This window comes from Micromonospora sp. NPDC005203, from assembly GCF_042872705.1.
Taxonomy (GTDB): Bacteria; Actinomycetota; Actinomycetes; order Mycobacteriales; family Micromonosporaceae; genus Micromonospora.
The window spans coordinates 178,648-194,544 of sequence record NZ_JBIAKV010000008.1; the positions used below are offsets into that span (position 1 = coordinate 178,648).

15 protein-coding genes are annotated in these 15,897 nt (G+C 72.0%); 8 read left to right on the top strand and 7 right to left on the bottom strand.

Going from position 1 to position 15,897, the window contains the following annotated elements:
* Positions 1–38: 38 nt before the first annotated feature.
* A complete protein-coding gene (locus ACFYPM_RS19505; RefSeq protein ID WP_387198556.1) occupies positions 39–980 on the top strand; it encodes a helix-turn-helix domain-containing protein in 942 nt (313 codons plus the stop codon).
* A gap of 87 nt (positions 981–1,067) precedes the next feature.
* Here the strand turns inward: ACFYPM_RS19505 and ACFYPM_RS19510 are convergent, their stop codons facing one another.
* From ACFYPM_RS19510 to ACFYPM_RS19520, 3 genes are all read right to left on the bottom strand, one after another.
* Positions 1,068–3,119 (bottom strand): glycogen debranching N-terminal domain-containing protein, encoded by a 2,052-nt coding sequence (locus ACFYPM_RS19510; protein WP_387198559.1) that lies wholly within the window; start codon positions 3,117–3,119, stop codon positions 1,068–1,070.
* Complete coding sequence (locus ACFYPM_RS19515; RefSeq protein WP_387198562.1) at positions 3,116–3,484, bottom strand: SCP2 sterol-binding domain-containing protein; 369 nt, start codon at positions 3,482–3,484, stop codon at positions 3,116–3,118. The genes ACFYPM_RS19510 and ACFYPM_RS19515 overlap by 4 nt, the downstream gene beginning before the upstream one ends.
* Before the next feature lie 84 nt (positions 3,485–3,568).
* The gene (locus tag ACFYPM_RS19520) at positions 3,569–4,585 is read right to left on the bottom strand and encodes a carboxypeptidase regulatory-like domain-containing protein (protein ID WP_387198564.1); all 1,017 of its coding nucleotides are present in this window, start codon (positions 4,583–4,585) and stop codon (positions 3,569–3,571) included.
* 230 nt (positions 4,586–4,815) lie between these two features.
* Between ACFYPM_RS19520 and ACFYPM_RS19525 the strand changes: the two genes are divergently transcribed.
* From ACFYPM_RS19525 to ACFYPM_RS19535, 3 genes are read left to right on the top strand one after another with little or no spacing between them, the layout of a single operon-like run.
* Positions 4,816–5,766 carry an SRPBCC family protein gene (locus tag ACFYPM_RS19525; protein ID WP_387198567.1) on the top strand — a complete coding sequence of 317 codons (951 nt, stop codon included), beginning with the start codon at positions 4,816–4,818 and terminating at the stop codon, positions 5,764–5,766.
* 25 nt (positions 5,767–5,791) lie between these two features.
* Positions 5,792–6,964 (top strand): zinc-dependent alcohol dehydrogenase, encoded by a 1,173-nt coding sequence (locus ACFYPM_RS19530; RefSeq protein ID WP_387198570.1) that lies wholly within the window; start codon positions 5,792–5,794, stop codon positions 6,962–6,964.
* 50 nt (positions 6,965–7,014) lie between these two features.
* A complete protein-coding gene (locus ACFYPM_RS19535) occupies positions 7,015–7,590 on the top strand; it encodes a GNAT family N-acetyltransferase (protein WP_387198573.1) in 576 nt (191 codons plus the stop codon).
* Here ACFYPM_RS19535 and ACFYPM_RS19540 read toward each other — a convergent pair.
* Entirely contained in the window at positions 7,587–8,606 is a 1,020-nt protein-coding gene (locus ACFYPM_RS19540) for an LD-carboxypeptidase (RefSeq protein ID WP_387198575.1), read from the bottom strand. The genes ACFYPM_RS19535 and ACFYPM_RS19540 overlap by 4 nt on opposite strands.
* 367 nt (positions 8,607–8,973) lie before the next feature.
* Between ACFYPM_RS19540 and ACFYPM_RS19545 the strand changes: the two genes are divergently transcribed.
* Positions 8,974–9,360 (top strand): DUF2267 domain-containing protein, encoded by a 387-nt coding sequence (locus ACFYPM_RS19545; protein WP_387198578.1) that lies wholly within the window; start codon positions 8,974–8,976, stop codon positions 9,358–9,360.
* 28 nt (positions 9,361–9,388) lie between these two features.
* On the opposite strand, the gene ACFYPM_RS19550 is transcribed toward ACFYPM_RS19545, so the two are convergent.
* The gene (locus tag ACFYPM_RS19550; protein ID WP_387198581.1) at positions 9,389–10,867 is read right to left on the bottom strand and encodes a glutamate--cysteine ligase; all 1,479 of its coding nucleotides are present in this window, start codon (positions 10,865–10,867) and stop codon (positions 9,389–9,391) included.
* Between the two features lie 182 nt (positions 10,868–11,049).
* Here ACFYPM_RS19550 and ACFYPM_RS19555 point away from each other — a divergent pair, with 182 nt between their 5' ends.
* Positions 11,050–11,388: a DUF3817 domain-containing protein gene (locus ACFYPM_RS19555; RefSeq protein ID WP_387198897.1), complete on the top strand. Its 339-nt coding sequence runs from the start codon at positions 11,050–11,052 to the stop codon at positions 11,386–11,388.
* Between the two features lie 4 nt (positions 11,389–11,392).
* On the opposite strand, the gene ACFYPM_RS19560 is transcribed toward ACFYPM_RS19555, so the two are convergent.
* Positions 11,393–12,253, bottom strand: a complete 861-nt coding sequence (locus ACFYPM_RS19560; protein ID WP_387198584.1) for an alpha/beta fold hydrolase — start codon at positions 12,251–12,253, stop codon at positions 11,393–11,395.
* A 48-nt stretch (positions 12,254–12,301) separates the two neighbouring features.
* Positions 12,302–12,850 (bottom strand): hypothetical protein, encoded by a 549-nt coding sequence (locus tag ACFYPM_RS19565; RefSeq protein ID WP_387198587.1) that lies wholly within the window; start codon positions 12,848–12,850, stop codon positions 12,302–12,304.
* A 142-nt stretch (positions 12,851–12,992) separates the two neighbouring features.
* On the opposite strand from ACFYPM_RS19565, the gene ACFYPM_RS19570 reads away from it, so the two are divergent.
* Both ACFYPM_RS19570 and ACFYPM_RS19575 read left to right on the top strand, forming a co-directional pair.
* Positions 12,993–14,117 (top strand): Vms1/Ankzf1 family peptidyl-tRNA hydrolase, encoded by a 1,125-nt coding sequence (locus tag ACFYPM_RS19570; protein WP_387198590.1) that lies wholly within the window; start codon positions 12,993–12,995, stop codon positions 14,115–14,117.
* Complete coding sequence (locus tag ACFYPM_RS19575) at positions 14,110–15,864, top strand: thiamine pyrophosphate-binding protein (RefSeq protein ID WP_387198593.1); 1,755 nt, start codon at positions 14,110–14,112, stop codon at positions 15,862–15,864. The genes ACFYPM_RS19570 and ACFYPM_RS19575 overlap by 8 nt, the downstream gene beginning before the upstream one ends.
* Positions 15,865–15,897 lie beyond the last annotated feature (33 nt).

The window sequence follows — 15,897 nt, forward strand, 5'->3', positions numbered from 1 at the left end:
CCAGTGTCGGGAACGCCATGACCCGTACAGTTTCGGACATGACCTCTCTCGCGATCGCCGCCACCGACGGGATGCTGCACTTCGAGCTGGGGATGGCCTGCGAGGTCTTCGCCCGCGACCCGACCGGCCAGGCGGACCCGTGGTACGACGTGGTGGTCTGCGGCGCCGGGCCGGTCCGCGTCGGCCGGTTCCAGCTGGAGCCCGACGACGGGCTGGAGCGGCTGGCTCGTGCCGACACCGTGATCATCCCGGCGGTGCAGGACGTCGACGCGGACGTACCGCCCGAGCTGCTCGACGCCGTGCGCGCCGCCCACGTGGCGGGCGCCCGAATGGTCTCGCTGTGCACCGGCGCGTTCGTGCTGGCCGCCGCCGGGGTGCTCGACGGGCTGCGCGCCACCACGCACTGGGCGCACACCGAGGCGCTGGCCGCCCGCCATCCCCGGGTACGGGTCGACCCGGACGTGCTCTACGTCGACAACGGCACCGTGCTCGCCTCCGCCGGCAAGGCCGCCGCCATCGACCTGTGTCTGCACCTGATCCGCCGCGACCACGGCTCCACGGTTGCCAACGCCGTTGCCCGCCGCCTGGTGGTGCCGCCACACCGGGCCGGCGGACAGGCCCAGTACGTCGCCACACCGGTGCCCGCCCGCGACGACCACCCGCTCGCCGCCCTGTTGCCCTGGGTGCTGCGACGACTGGACCGACCGCTGACCGTCGAGGACCTGGCCCGGCAGGCGAACGTGAGTTCGCGCACCCTGGCTCGGCACTTCCGGTCGGCCACCGGCACCACCCCGCTGCTCTGGCTGTCGACGCAGCGGATCCGCCGGGCGCAGGAGCTGTTGGAGAACAGCGACGACAGCATCGACGTCATCGCCGCGGCGGCCGGCCTGGGCACCGCCACCACGCTGCGTCGGCACTTCCACCGCACCGTCGGCGTGCCGCCGGACGCGTACCGCCGCACCTTCCGGGCCACCGACTGAGCCCTGACCGGGAACGCGCAGGGCGTCACTCGTCGGAGTCGGGCAGACTGCCCGACTCCTGCCCTGCGCCGTCAGCCGAACGTGCCGCTAACGTTGGTCGGGGCGGTGCCGGGCGAAGGCGTCGGCCTTGCCCCAGCGGCCGGGGATGTCCAGCAGCGCGACCCGCCCGAAGGCCGACGGCAGCGCGGGGTCCACGGCCAGGTGGTCCTCGTGCGGGTTGAGGCCGAGCATGGTGCGCAGGAGCAGCACGGAGGCTCCGCTGGACCACGCCTGCGGGCTGCCGGCGGTGGGGTACCGGACCGGGTAGCGGGTGGTGTCGCGGTCGAACCCGCCGAAGGCCTCGGGCAACCGACCCTCGAAGAAGGTGGCGGCGGACAGGATGCTCTCCGCGATCCGGCCCGCCTCGCTGGTGAACCCGTACCGGCGCAGACCCCACGCGATGAACGAGTTGTCGAACGGCCAGACCGTGCCGTTGTGGTAGCCGAGGGGGTTGTAGCGGCGCTGCCCCTCGGCCAGGGTTCGCACCCCCCAACCGGAGAAGAGCGCCTCACCCATCAGGTGTTCGACGACCTGCGGGGCACGCTCCGGCGGCACGATGCCACTCCACAGCAGATGCCCGATGTTCGACGACAGGCTGTCGACGGGCGTGCCGTCGTGGTCCAGCGCGAGGGCGTAGTAGCCGCGGTCGGCCAGCCAGAAGTCCCGGTTGAACCGGTCGTACAGCGACGCCGCGTCGCGCTCCAGCCGCTCGGCGTAGGCAGGGTCACCCCAGACGGTACGGGCCAGTCGAGCCCCGCGGATCTTCGCGTCGTAGGCGTACCCCTGGGTTTCGCAGGTGGCCCTCGGGAAGCCCGGCAGCCGTCCGTCGGCGTAGGAGATGCTGTCCCAGGAGTCCTTCCAGCACTGGTTCTCCAGGCCGGTGGCGCGGTTTCGTCGTTCGTACCAGATGTAACCGGTGGACGTCAGGTCCGCGTAGTCGTCGATCCACGCCAGGGCCGCGCGAGCCTCCTGCTCCAACTCCCGCACCAGCGCGGCGTCGCCACTCCACCGTTCGTACTCGTCGAGCAGCACCACGAACAGCGGTGAGGCGTCCACGGTGCCGTAGTAGGGGGAGTGCGGCTGTTCCTCGAACGCGGCCGACTCCCCGTAGCGCAGCTCGTGCAGGATCCGGCCGGGATCCTCCTCCAGCACGTCGTCGGTGCGGACGCCCTGCAACGAGGCGAGGATCCGAAGCGTCGGCGGGGTCAGCGACGGGGTGACGGGCAGGGTCTGCAGGCAGGTCAGCAGGCTGTCGCGGCCGAACAGGGTCATGAACCAGGGCAGCCCGGCGGCGGGCACGGCCGCGCCGCTGAGCGAGAGCGGCGCGAAGCGCAGCGCCGCCAGGTCCACCAGGCTGCGGTGGTACACCTGTTGCAGCGCGGCGCTCTCGGTGTCCAGGGTGGGGGCCGCCGCGACCCAGGCCCGCAGGCTGGTGGGCAGGGTGGAGTCGTCGGGCCGCTGAGCCCGCAGCGCGGAGCGCAGGTCGACGCCGTCCGGACGCAGCGCCAGCATGGCCACCTGCAACCGCGTCGACCACTGCTCGCCGGGGCGCAGTCGGACCGTGAAGCGGATGCCCTCCGGGTCGAACTCGGCGGGTTCGCTCGCCGACACGACGACCTCACGTCGGTACGTGCCGCGCCGGTAGCCCAGGCGCAACTCGTCCGGACCCACGTGGGTGTAGTGCGTGCCGGTCTTCGCGCCGACGTCGAACTTGATCTCGAAGATGTCGGCGAAGTCGGCGGCCACCTCCAGCCGGATGTCGAGATCCCTGTCCTGGTCGCCGTAGTTGAAGATCGTCAGCGATTCGGTCAGGTCCGGGCCGATGCGCCTGCGCCGGATGGCCGACACGTCGGCCTGCACGTAGTCGACCGCCTCGCCCGGCACCACGAAGAACGTGACCTCGTAGTACTGGCTGTCGTCCACCGACAGCGCGGTCATGCACTCGCCGTTGACGAAGAGCATCCAGCGGGACAGGAAGCGGGTGTCGGCGGCGAACAGCCCGACCGGCGTGGCCGGGGACGACTCCACGTCACCACTGGCGTCGGACACCATGAACGTGTTGCCGTCGATACACGACACGGTGTCCGCGATGTCCCTCACCGGTCACGTCCCACTGTCGCGGCCTTGTTCTGCGAGGGCCCCGGTGTCCGCGGAAACAGCCGCCCGAGCCGCAGCGCGAGGCCGAGGTCACCGTCGACCATGATCTCGCCGCGGGTGATCGCCGCCAGACCGTTCACTTCACCGCGCGCCATCGCCTCCGCGACCGGCGCGGACACCGTGATCACGGTGGTGGCGGGGTCGGCGCTGCGCGTCACCCGCATCTGGCCGTGATCGATCTCCAGCAGCCACTGCTCCAGGTGGTCGCCGTCGCGAATGTCGAACCGCACGCTCCCGCACACCTTGTTGAACCGCGGATCCTGGCCGGCGCCCGTCAACCGTTCGAAGAACGTACTGGTCGCCGTCATCCCACCTCCCGGGCGCTGGTAGAAGCGGATGCCGGCTACCCGGTGCGGCTCGCCGTTAACTCCCGGCGGCCTGCCTCGTTCGGGTCATCCGAGGTCGAAGTCCACCACCGTCGGCGTCCGCCGGACCCGCACCGGGGTCGCGGCACCGAAGCTGGCCGCGTCGCGGTGCCACACCTGCGGGGCGTACGTGCAGTCGCAGCGCAGCTTCACCCGCTGCCCGGGGAGCAGGCGCAGGGCGTAACCGCTGCCCACGTCCGCGACGCCGGCCAGATCCCCGCTGGTCGCGTCGAACGCGATCACCTGGGCGTAGGTGGCCAGCTCGTCGACGCGTACCGCGCCGCTGACAAGCGTGCCGGCGGGCAGCGCCTGGTCCAGGGTCACCGTCTGGTGGGCGCGCACCCGCACCGACCGCGCCTGCTCCCGCCTGCCGACCCCACCGGACCACACGGTCGCCAACCCGTTCGCGGCGAACTGCACCGGCCAGTGGTACGGCCCGAGGCCGGTGATCGTGTAGCGGCCGTCCTCGTCGGTGGTGGGGCCGTGATCGCCGTACTTCGGATGCGGCACGTACGGCACCACCATCGCCAGCGCCCGATAGACCGGGGCACCCGTCGCCGCGTCGGTCACCACGCCGGCGATGCTGCCCGGCGGATCGAGCCGGATGGCCGGCACGTCGGTCACCGCGCCAGCCCGGACCCGGACCACCCGGGCGCGCTCGCGCTCACCCGTGCCGCCGTGCCGACCCACCCACTGCCAGCCGTGCGCGGTTGTGTCGTAGGGGCGCACGAGCAGCCGGTAGTCTCCGGGCGTCACGTTGTCGGCGACCAGGGTGCCCTGCTCGTCGGCGCAGCCCCCGTACCGGCCCAGCTGGTCCTCGCCGAGGATGACCGACGCCAACGCCGCGGCGTCCACCGGCACGAACGCGGCGCAGGCCCGCGGCACCGGAGCGCCCGTGGCGGCGTCGCGGACCACGGTGCGGACGACGCCGGGCGCGGTCGACGGAGACCCGGGGGTACGCGCGGCGGCCGGTTCGGCGACCCCGACGACGAGCAGTGCGACGGCGACGGCGGCGGTCAGGTGGCGCAGGAGCGAGCGGCGCATGGGGGGTCGTCCTCTCGGCGGCGCGACGGATTGGACTGACGGTATCGGCCCGTCGATGATCCAAATCGGTCAATGTCACCATGCCGACTGTTGTGGAACGCGCGCCCGCCCGGAACGGACCTTCTGCCGCGAAGCGGGCACGCGAGCCGCGTTCAGGACATAGCGTCAGGGCGGCGGCTGCGCCGCTGCGCCGGTCCGCCGCCGGTTACGCCGACCGGAGGGGACCGGAAATGGACCACGTCGACAGTGTGCTCCTGCCGGAGCTGGACGGACCCGTGCCTGCGACGCTGCCGAGCGCGCTCGGCCTGCTGAGCCTGGCCCTGGGCGTCGGCGCCCTGGCCGCTCCCGGCCCCCTCGCGCGCCTGGCCGGGGTGGACGACGCCCCGGCCGCGCGCGCGGTGCTCCCGGCCATCGGGGTGCGGGAGTTGGGCAGCGCCGCCGGCCTGCTCGGCGGTCGTCGCCCGGCGGGCTGGGCCTGGAGCCGGGTGGCCGGCGACGCCATGGACCTGACCCTGCTCGGCCGCGCCCTCGCCGACCGCAGCGGTGAACGACGCCGCCGGGTCGCCCTGACCACCCTCGCGGTCGCCGGCATCGCGGCCGTCGACGTGCTCTCCGCGGTGCGGATCAGCCGGGCTGGACGGGCACGGGCGCGGATGATCCGGATGGAGATCGCCGTGACCGTCAACCGTTCCCCCGCCGAGGCGTACCGGTTCTGGCGCGACCTGGAGAACCTACCCCGGTTCATGACGCACCTGGAGTCGGTGCGCGCCGACGACCTGCGCCGCTCGCACTGGGTGGCCCGCGGCCCGGCCGGTCACCGCGTCGAATGGGACGCCGAGATCATCCACGACCAGCCGAACACGGCGATCACCTGGCGTTCGATGGCGGGGACCGGGGTGCCCAATGCCGGGCGGGTCCGCTTCGTGCCCGCACCCGGTGACCGGGGCACCGAGGTTCGGGTGGAGTTGCGCTACGCGCCGCCGGCCGGCGCGCTCGGCCGGGCGGTGGCGAAACTCTTCGGCGAGGAACCCGAGCAGCAGGTCCGCGACGACCTGCGCCGGTTCAAGCAGGTGCTGGAGACCGGCGAGGTGGTCCGCTCGGAGGGCAGCCCCAACGGCATCTCCGTACGCCAACAGGCCATCCAACGACCCGCCCAGCCCCTGCCGCCGTCGCGCCGATGACCGCCCGCTTTCGAAAGGGACGAGGATGAAGGCCAACGCCTGGATGGGCACCGACCGGGTCAAGGTCATCGACGTACCGGACCCGAAGATCATGAACGCCCGGGACGCGATCGTCCGGATCAGCACCACCGCGATCTGCGGATCCGACCTGCACCTCTACCACGGCTACATCCCCGCCATGCGCAAGGGCGACATTCTCGGCCACGAGTTCATGGGTGAGGTGGTCGAGGTCGGCCCGCAGGTGCGCAACCTCAAACCCGGCGACCGGGTGGTGGTGCCCTTCCCGATCGCCTGCGGGCACTGCTCGTCGTGTCAACGCGGCCTCTACTCGGTCTGCGAGAACTCCAACCCGAACGCCGGCATCGCCGAGAAGATCATGGGCCACTCGCCGGCCGGCATCTTCGGCTACTCCCACCTGCTCGGCGGGTACGCCGGCGGTCAGGCCGAGTACGCCCGGGTGCCGTTCGCCGACGTCGGCCCGCTCAAGGTGCCCGACGACGTCCGCGACGACCAGGCGGTCATGCTCGCCGACGTGTTCCCCACCGGCTACATGGGCGCCGAGATGTGCGACATCAAACCCGGGCAGGTGATCGCCGTCTGGGGCGCCGGGCCGGTCGGCCTGTTCGCCGCGGCCAGCGCCCGGCTGCTCGGCGCGGAACGGGTGATCGTCATCGACCGGTACCCGTACCGGTTGCGGCTCGCCGAGGAGCACATCGGCGCCGAGACGATCAACTACGAAGAGCTGGACGTGCTGGACACCCTCAACGAGCTGACCGCCGGCCGAGGACCCGACGCGTGCATCGACGCGGTCGGCCTGGAGGGCCACCACGGCAACGCCGCCATGTACGCGTACGACCGGGTGAAGCAGGCCGCCCGGGTCGAGACGGAGCGGCCGTTCGCGCTGCGCCAGGCGATCCTCGCCTGCCGCTCGGGAGGGGTGGTCTCGGTCGTCGGCGCGTACGGCGGCTTCGTCGACAAGTTCCCCATGGGTGCGTTCATGAACCGGTCGCTCGTCATGCGGACCGGTCAGTGCCACGTCCAGCGCTACACCCGGCCGCTGCTGGAACGGATCCGGCGTGGCGAGATCGATCCGAGCTTCATCGTCAGCCACCGGCTGCCGCTGCGCGACGCCCCGAAGGGCTACAAGATCTTCCAGAAGAAGCAGGACGACTGTACGAAGGTGCTGCTCACGGCCTGACCCGACACTCCCTCCGGCCGGGAGCGACCGCGACCGGCTAGCGTATTGCCATGGATCACGGTGGCATCTCGGTGCCGGTGACGGCCGATCTCACCGTTCGGCTGCGACCGGTTGCCGAGCCCGACCTGGTGATGTTCCGCCGGTTCCGCACGGAGCCGGGCCTGATCGGGCTGGACTGGGCCGGCTTCCAGGACGCCGGGGCGCCGGCCCGGCGGTTCGCGCTCGACGGCTACCTCGGTGAGGACGACGGGCGGCTCGTCGTCGAGGTGGAGCAGGAGCAGGCGGCCGCCGGGCTCGTCAGCTACACCTCCGGGCGTTACGCCGGGCGGGCGTCGTACTGGGAGATCGGGGTCGTCCTGCTGCCACCCTGGCGCGGGCGGGGCATCGGTTGGCGGGCGCAGGCGCTGCTCTGCGACTACCTGTTCCACCACACGCCGGCGCAACGCATCCAGGCCGGCACCCACCCGGAGAACATCGCCGAGCAGCGGGCGCTGGAGAAGGCCGGCTTCCAGTTGGAGGGCGTCGTGCGGGCCAGCGAGTTTCGGGCCGGCCGGTGGCGCGACGCCCACCTCTACAGTCGGTTGCGCGACGACCCGTCACCCTGGGACGCGGGGACCACCGGCTAACGCGGCCGGACCCCGGACTCCACCGTCAGGGTCCCCGCCTCGGCGTCGATCGTGGCCCGCGCGCCGAGCGGCACGGTGAGCTGCCCGTTGCCGTGCCCCAGCCGGAGCCCACCCAGGACCGGCACGCCGAGGTCGTACAGGCGGTCCTTGAGGACCGCCGCCGCGTCCCACTCGCCGGGTTCGCCGACACTGTTGGTGATCTGGCCGATGACCACCCCGGCGACCCTGGACAGGACGCCCACCCGGCGAAGCTCGGTGAGCATCATGTCGATGCTGTAGGGGGCCTCGTCCACGTCCTCGAAGAACAGGAGCGCGTCGTTGAACTTCGGCGCGTCACTGGCGCCGAGCGAGGTGGAGAGCAGGGTGAGGCAGCCGCCGAGCAGCGGTCCCGAAGCCCGCCCGGGCACCAGCACGGGAGCGGCCGTCTCGGCCGGATCCCGGACGATCGTGACGGGGGCGGTGGTCATCACCGCCTGGCGCAGGGCCTCGGCCGACTCGGGGCCGGTGCGGCTGTCGCTCCAGTTGACCATCGGGCCGTAGAAGGTGACCAGGCCAAGGTCGCGCCAGAGCTTGCCGTGGATGCTGGTGATGTCGCTGAAACCGACGACCACCCGCGGATCCCGGCGCAGACCGGAAACGTCGAGTTCGTCGACGATCCGCTGGGTGCCGTAACCGCCACGGGCGGCGAAGACCGCACGGATCCCCGGGTCGTTGAGCGCGGCGTTGAGGTCGGCGAGCCGCTGCGCGTCGGTGCCGGCCAGATAGCCGTACTTGGCGAAGACGTGCTGGCCCAACTCGACCACCAGGCCCCAACTGCGCAGGATCTCGATGCCGCGAGCCATGTTCGTGGGGTCGGGAGTGCTGCCGGGCGACACGACCCGGACCCGATCGCCGGGCGCCAGCGCCGGTGCCCGCAGCACGCGCTTCGCACCACCCGGCGCGGCCTGCGCGGTCCCGGTCTGCACCCCGCCGGCGAGCACCGCGCCACCGGCCGCCGCCGCTCCCATCCGCAGCATGTGTCGACGGGACAGGGGGACCCGCGCGGGCCCCCGGGTCGAAGCTGGGTCGGTTCCAGAAGTGGCCACCGGCGTCCCCTCATCGTGATCAGACGATGTACGAGCCACCGCAGCCTACGACAATTCCCAGTGCCGCACGGGGTCCACAAGGGACAGCATCTCCAGTGGACGGGCGCTGCCCACGGCCCGACCTGGTTCCGCTGGCAACCCGAGTGACGTGACTGTCGGGTTTGTCCGACCCCGCCCGTCGTTGGCGGGGAAGTCCGGGTCCGCGGGTGACCCGTTTGTGGCCGGGGAGCCGGGGAACTCGCCCCGTTCGTCCGCAGGCAAGCCGGACGGCATGTCGAGGAAAACGAAGGAGCGGAGCATGGAGTACGAGCAGATGATCGCCACGGTACGACAGCGCGCCGGCCTCGGCGAGAACGAGGCCGTGCGGTCCGTAGAGGCCGTCCTGTCGGTGCTCGGTGAACGGCTCGCCGGGCAGGAGGCCGACCACCTGGCGGCACAGCTACCGGAGCGGTTGAACGGGTCCGTCACGCGCAATCCGCAGGGCCGCCGGTGGGATGTCGGCCAGTTCCTGAAGGCCGTCGGGGACCGCGAGCAGGTCGCGAACGCGGACCACGTGCGTCAGCACGCCCAGGCGGTGTTGCGGACCGTCGCCGAGGCGCTCGATGACGACCAGCGACACGACCTGCTCGCCCAGCTTCCCGGCGGCATCACCGATCTCTTCGGTGTGCCCACCCCGCGAGGCTGAGCCCGACGAGGCTGAGCCCCACGGACGCCTACGGGATCGGCCACTCGTGCACCGGTCGGTTGCTGTGCATCAGGTCGATGTAGTGGCGGACCACCTCCCGGAGCGCCTCCGGCCGGTCCAGGTGGTCGGCGGACTCCAACCGGTGCAGCGTCTCCACCTGCCAGGTCGCACCGTTGCGGCTGGTCAGGCAGCGCTGCTCGATGATGCCGAGCAGCCGGTCGCGCTCACCGGGGTCGAGCCCCCACCGGTCCAGGCCGTGGTGTGCCAACGGCAGCAACCGGCGCAGCACCAACTCGGTGACGGGCAGATAACCCAGGCCGGGCCAGAAGACCTGCGCGTCGATGCCGTGCCGGGCGCAGTTGGTGAAGTTCTCCTCAGCGGCGCTGAACGACATCTGTGACCACAGTGGCCGGTCGGATTCGGCCAGGGCACGGACCAGCCCGAAGTAGAAGGCGCCGTTGGCAATGGTGTCCAGCACGGTCGGACCGGCGGGCAACACCCGGTTCTCCACCCGGAGATGCGGTCGGCCGCGGGACACGTCGTACACCGGGCGGTTCCACCGGTAGATGGTGCCGTTGTGCAGGCGCAGCTCGGCGAGATTGGGCACCTCGCCGGCCGCGAGGGCCCGCACCGGGTCCTCCGGGTCGCAGACCGGCAGCAACGCCGGGAAGTAGCGAACGTTCTCCTCGAACAGGTCGAACACGCTGGTGATCCAGCGTTCGCCGAACCAGACCCGGGGGCGTACCCCCTGGGCCTTGATCTCTTCCGACCGGGTGTCGGTGGCCTGCTGGAACAGCGGAATGCGGGTCTCGCGCCACAGCTCCCGGCCGAAGAACAGCGGCGAGTTCGCACCGACGGCCACCTGGACGCCGGCGACCGCCTGGGCGGCGTTCCAGTAGTCGGCGAACTGGGGCGGGCTGACCTGCAGGTGGAACTGGGTGCTGGTGCAGGCCGCCTCCGGGGTGATCGTGTCGGCGGTGACCGCCAGGCGCTCCACGCCGCTGATGGCGATCGGCAGATCCTCACCGCGCGCGGCGAAGATCTGCTCGTTGAGCAGCTTGTAGCGGGGATTGGCGGAGAGCGTCTCGGCGGTCAGGTGCTCGGGGCGCAGCGTCGGCAGGATCCCGATCATGACCATGTGCGCGCCGATCGCCCGCGCCTTCACCTCGGCGGCGTTCAGGCTGGCCCGGACGTACTCCTCGAAGTCCGCGGTGCCGGTGCCGGTCAGCCGTCGCGGCGGCACGTTGATCTCGACGTTGAACTGGCCCAACTCGGTCTGGAAACTCGGGTCGGAGATCGCCGCCAGCACGTCGGCGTTGCGCATCGCCGGGTTCGACGCCTCGTCGACCAGGTTCAGCTCGATCTCCACGCCGGTCATCGGACGGTCCACGTCGAAGCGCGACTCACGCAGCATCTCGGCGAAGACGTCCAGGCAGCGGCGGACCTTGTCGCGGTAGCGGGCCCGATCTGCTCGACTGAAGGTTCGTACGCCGACGTCCTCGCCCATCGTCACCACCCTGTCACCGCTGGTTCCCCTAACCTCGCACGTCCTCGTCGGGCAGGGGAACACCTGAGGCTTCTTTCCTACCCAGTGACGGACCCGGTGACCCCTGTCCCGTTCACGAGGTCCGTCAGGTGGCGGCGCACCGACGCCGCTACCATTGCCGCCCGAGAGGTGGTGGCGTGGCGATGCGCGACAAGGTGACCCGACTGTTCGTTGCGGCGGCGATCGCGGAGGCCTGCTCCTGGCTGGCCCTGCTGGTCGGCATGCTGGTCAAGTACGGCCCGCCGGAGAACGAGCTGGGTGTCAAGATCTTCGGGCCGATCCACGGCGGCCTGTTCGTCGCGTACGTTGTGTTGACGCTGGCCGTGGCCCGGCTGCACCGGTGGAGCCTGCTGGCCACGGCGGTCGCCCTGGTCAGCGCCGTGCCGCCGTTCGCCACCCTGATCTTCGAGCGCTGGGCGCGCCGCCGGGGCATGCTCGGCGTGGCCCGCCGACCCGTCCGCGAGCCGGTGCGGATCGGCTGACCACTCAGTCGGTCAGAAAAGCACCCAGCACGCCCGCCAGGGCCTCCGGCGCCGCCTCGGCCAGGTGGTGACCCGAGTCGACCGACGTAGCCCGCACGTCGTCGGCCCACTCCCGCCAGATCGTCGCCGGGTCACCGTGCAACTCCACCATGTCGTCGCGCTCGGCCCAGACGAACAGCACCGGGCAGAAGATCTTCCGCCCGGCCGCCCGGTCGGCGTCGTCGGCGGCGCGGTCCGGCCCCAGACCCGCCCGGTAGTCCTCGCACATCGCGTGCACCGTCGCCGGGTCGTGGATGGCCCGGTGGTAGTCCGCGTAGGCCTCCTCGCCCATCTCGGCGGGGGAGCCGCCGTACCAGGCGTCCGGGTCGGCGTTGATCAGCCGTTCCGCCGGCTTGTCGGTCTGACCGAGGAAGAACCAGTGCCACCAGCGGGCGGCGAACCGGGCGTCGCAGGTGGCCAGCGCCGCGCCGATCGGCACCCCGTCGAGCACGCCGAGGCGACTGACCCGTTCCGGGTGGTCCAGGGCGGTACGCATCGCCACGTACGACCCTCGGTCGTGACCGACCACGGCGGCACGCTGGTGACCGAGCGCGTCGAGCAGCGCGATGACGTCGCGGGCCATCGCACGCTTGGCGTACGCGCTGTGGTCGGGCGTCTCCGCCGGCTTCGTCGAACCGCCGTACCCCCGCAGGTCCGGGCAGATCACCGTGTGCCGCTCGGCGAGTAGCGGTGCCACCCGGTGCCAGGTCGCATGGGTGCGGGGATGGCCGTGCAGCAGCACCACGGGCGAGCCGGCGCCGCCGTGGCGCACCCGCAGACGGACCGGGCCGACATCGATCTCGTCGAGGGTGAATCCGGGGAACATGGGGTGCCGATGCCCGGCCTCAGCGGACCCGAAACGCGGGCCGGCGGCTCAGGTCAGCGCGGAGCAGGCCGTGATGCCGGCGACCAGCAGCGCGCCCAGGAACGCCTGCAACAGCAGCGGCGGCCCGAGGTGCGACCAGAGCGTCGCGGTGCGCGGGGTGAGCAACTGCCCGGTGGTGAGGTTGACGATCCGCTCGATCCGCGGCGGCAACTCCGGGTCGCGTTGCGGGCGCAGGGTGAGTTGCACCTGGTCCGCCGGGTGCAGGGCGCTCTGCGGCAGGTGCCCGTGCAGCTCCACCTCGCAGAGCTGGCCGGCGGTGTTGCGCAGGCGCACCGGAACGACCAGATATTCCGGTCCCTGCTTGAGTTCCTTCCACCGTCGGCGGGTGCCGCCACCGCCGAAGGAGAACAGCGAGCGCAGCAGCAGGGCGGGCAGCCGGGCGATCGCCGCCGCGGCGAGCACCGCCACCAGCACCGGCTGACCGACGCGGACCTCGCGGGTGTAACCGTCGAGCAGGCGGACCAACCGCCCGGTGACGATCCTCTCCGTCGGGTGCACGATCCGTCGGCTTTCGAGTCCGCTGTCCATTGCCACCACCGAGAGTCCGCTTGTGTGCACAGATCGTATCGACGTCCTGGGTTGAACGACGTGAATGAAACCTGGTCACGGGCTCACGGCCGCGAGGTGACATCCCGGGCGAGGAGGGTAAGCGGGGGGCCGAGCTGGAAAGGGGTCGAGCATGCAGCTGTCCTTCCTGCGCCCGCTCTACGACCGTCCCGGGCCGTGGTGCTCGGTGTATCTGGACGCCTCCGCCGACACGGAGGACGCCAAACCGGCGCTGGACCTGCGCTGGCGTGCCCTGCAACGTCGCCTGAGCGAACAGGGCGCCGACGAGGCGAGCATCGCCGCGTTGGACCGGGTGATCCGTGGCCACGACCCGATGGTCGGGGACTACGGCCTCGCGGTCTTCGCCAGTCACGGGCGGGTGGTGCTCTCCGAGTACCTGTCCGCGCCACCACTTCGTGACCTGGCCAGTTTCGCGCCGCTGCCACACGTGATGCCGCTGCTCGCCCAACGCGGCGAACAGGTGGCCTGGGTACGGGTGATCGCCGACCGGCTGGGCGCCGACGCCATGGCGGTCAGCGCCGGCGGGGTGCCCCGGCGGGCGCACGTCGCTGGGCGCGACGCGTACCCGCTGCGGCGGGCGAAGCCCGGCGGCTGGTCCCAGTCGCGCTACCAGAGGGCTGCCATGGAGGCCTGGCACCAGAACGCCGGTGACGTCACCGCCGCCACGGTGGAGCTGGCGGACCGGGTCGGCGCGGACGTGGTGGTGGTCGCCGGGGACGTCCGGGCCACCGGAATGATCGCCGCCCAGATGCCGGAGCGCTGGCAGGACCTGGTGGTCCGTACCGACGCCGGGTCGCGGGCCGGTGGCGCCGACCAGACGATGCTCGACGACCTCACCGTGCAGACCATCGCGGAGGTCGCCGACCAGCGGATCAGCGCCGCGCTGGACCGGTTCGGGGTGCAGGAGGACGTGGGCGCCGGCCTCGACGCGGTCGTCTCGGCCCTGCAACGCAACCAGGTCGACACCATGATCATCGTTGATGACCCGTCGGCCGACGGCGAGCTGTGGATCGGCTCGGAACCCACCGAGATCGCCGTCGACGCGAGGCAGTTGGCCGCGATGTCGGTGGCCGAACCGCAGCGGGTACGCGCGGACGCCGCGCTGGTCCGCGCGCTGGTCGGCACCGACGCGGCCCTGACCGTGCTGGGTCCGGAGGAGGCTCCCGAGCTCACCGACGGCGTCGGCGCGGTGCTGCGCTACGTCGACCCCGGCACACCGGGGCGCGGCAATGGCTGAGCGCCGGGTGGCAGACCTCGTGGTGGAGCGGCTGCTGGCCTGGCGGGTGCCCCGCGCCTTCGGCTACCCGGGCGCGGCAATCGCCCCGCTGGTCGAGGCGTTGGACCGTGCCGGCGGCGAACCGGCGTTCGTCCCGGCCCGGCACGAGGAGACCGCCTCGTTCATGGCCACCGGGCACGCCAAGTTCACCGGCGGCATCGGGGTCTGCCTCGCCACCCAGGGACCCAGCGCCGTGCAACTGCTCAACGGCCTCTACGACGCCAAGCTGGACAGCAAGCCGGTGGTGGCGATCGTGGGGGAGGACATCTCCGGGCCGCTCGGCGGCGCGCACCAGGAGATCGGGTTGAGTCGGCTCTTCGGCGACGTGTGCAACCAGTTCGTCCGCTACGGGCGCAACCCCGAGGACGTGGCCGCGCTGCTGGACCAGGCGTTCCGGACGGCGGCGGCGACCCGCAGCCCGACCTGTGTCGTGCTGCCCCGGGAGTTGCAGGAAACCCTGGTGCCCGACGTGCAGACGTCCGCCGTCGGGGTGGTCTCGGCCACCCCCGGTGAGCCGCTGGCTCGGGTGCTGCCGCACGAGGCGGACCTCGACGCCGCCGCGCAACTGCTCGGTGGCGGCCAGCGCGTCGCGATCCTGGTGGGCCAGGGCGGGCGGGACGCGGCCGCGGAGATCATCGAGGTGGCCGACCGGCTCGGCGCCGGGGTGGCCAGTTCACTGCTGGGCAAGCCGGTGCTCGACGAGCGGCTGCCGTTCCACACCGGGGTGCTCGGCGAGGTCGGCACCCCGGCCGCCGCCGAGCTGATGGGTGGCTGCGACACCCTGCTGATGGTGGGTACCAACGACCCGTGGACCGACTACTTCCCGATGCCCGAGCAGGCCCGCACGGTGCAGATCGACATCGACGGCCGCCGGATCGGCACCCGCTACCCGGCCGACGTGCCGCTGGTCGGCGACGCCGCCGAGACGTTGCGGGCGTTGCTGACCCGACTGCGTGATCGACCCGAGCAGCAGTGGCGCGCCACCGTGGAGAATTCGGTGGACCGGTGGCGGGCGGTGGCCGCCGAGCGGGTGGCCTCGCCCGCCGACCCGGTGAACCCGCAGCTCGTACTCCAGGAGTTGTCGGCCCGTCTGCCGAGCACGGGAGCGGTCGCGGTCGACGTCGGCTCGGTCCTCTACTGGTACGCCCGGCACCTCACCCTGCCACCGGGGGTGAACGCGCAGCTCTGCGGCACCCTGGGCTCGATGGGCTGTGCGCTGCCGTACGCGGTGGCCGCCAAGCTCGCCGCCCCCGACCGGCCGGTGATCGCGCTGGTCGGCGACGGGGCGATGCAGCTCAACGGCCTCGCCGAGTTGATCACCGTGTCGCACCACTGGCAGAGCTGGCGTGACCCACGGTTGGTGGTGCTGGTGCTCAACAACCGGGACCAGAACGGCATGGGTGGCGGGCGGCAGCCGTCCTCCGACCCGGCCAACCGCCGCCCCGACGTGCCATACGCCGGTTGGGCCCGCCTGCTGGGGCTGCACGGTGTGCGGGTGGACCGCCCGGAGCTGGTCGGCGCGGCCTGGGACGAAGCCCTCGCCGCGGACCGTCCCTGCGTACTGGAGGCGGTTGTCGACCCGGCGGTGTCACTGGCGCCGCCGGAGCCGGCGTTCGCCGACCTGCGCGGCCTGTACGCCGACGGCGCTCCGGCCCGGAAGGTCCGGGAGCAGGTGGAGGTCACCGCGAACGCCGAAGACCTCGTTTAGCCGCCTTCGGCCAGGGCATCAGAAGCGGCCCGA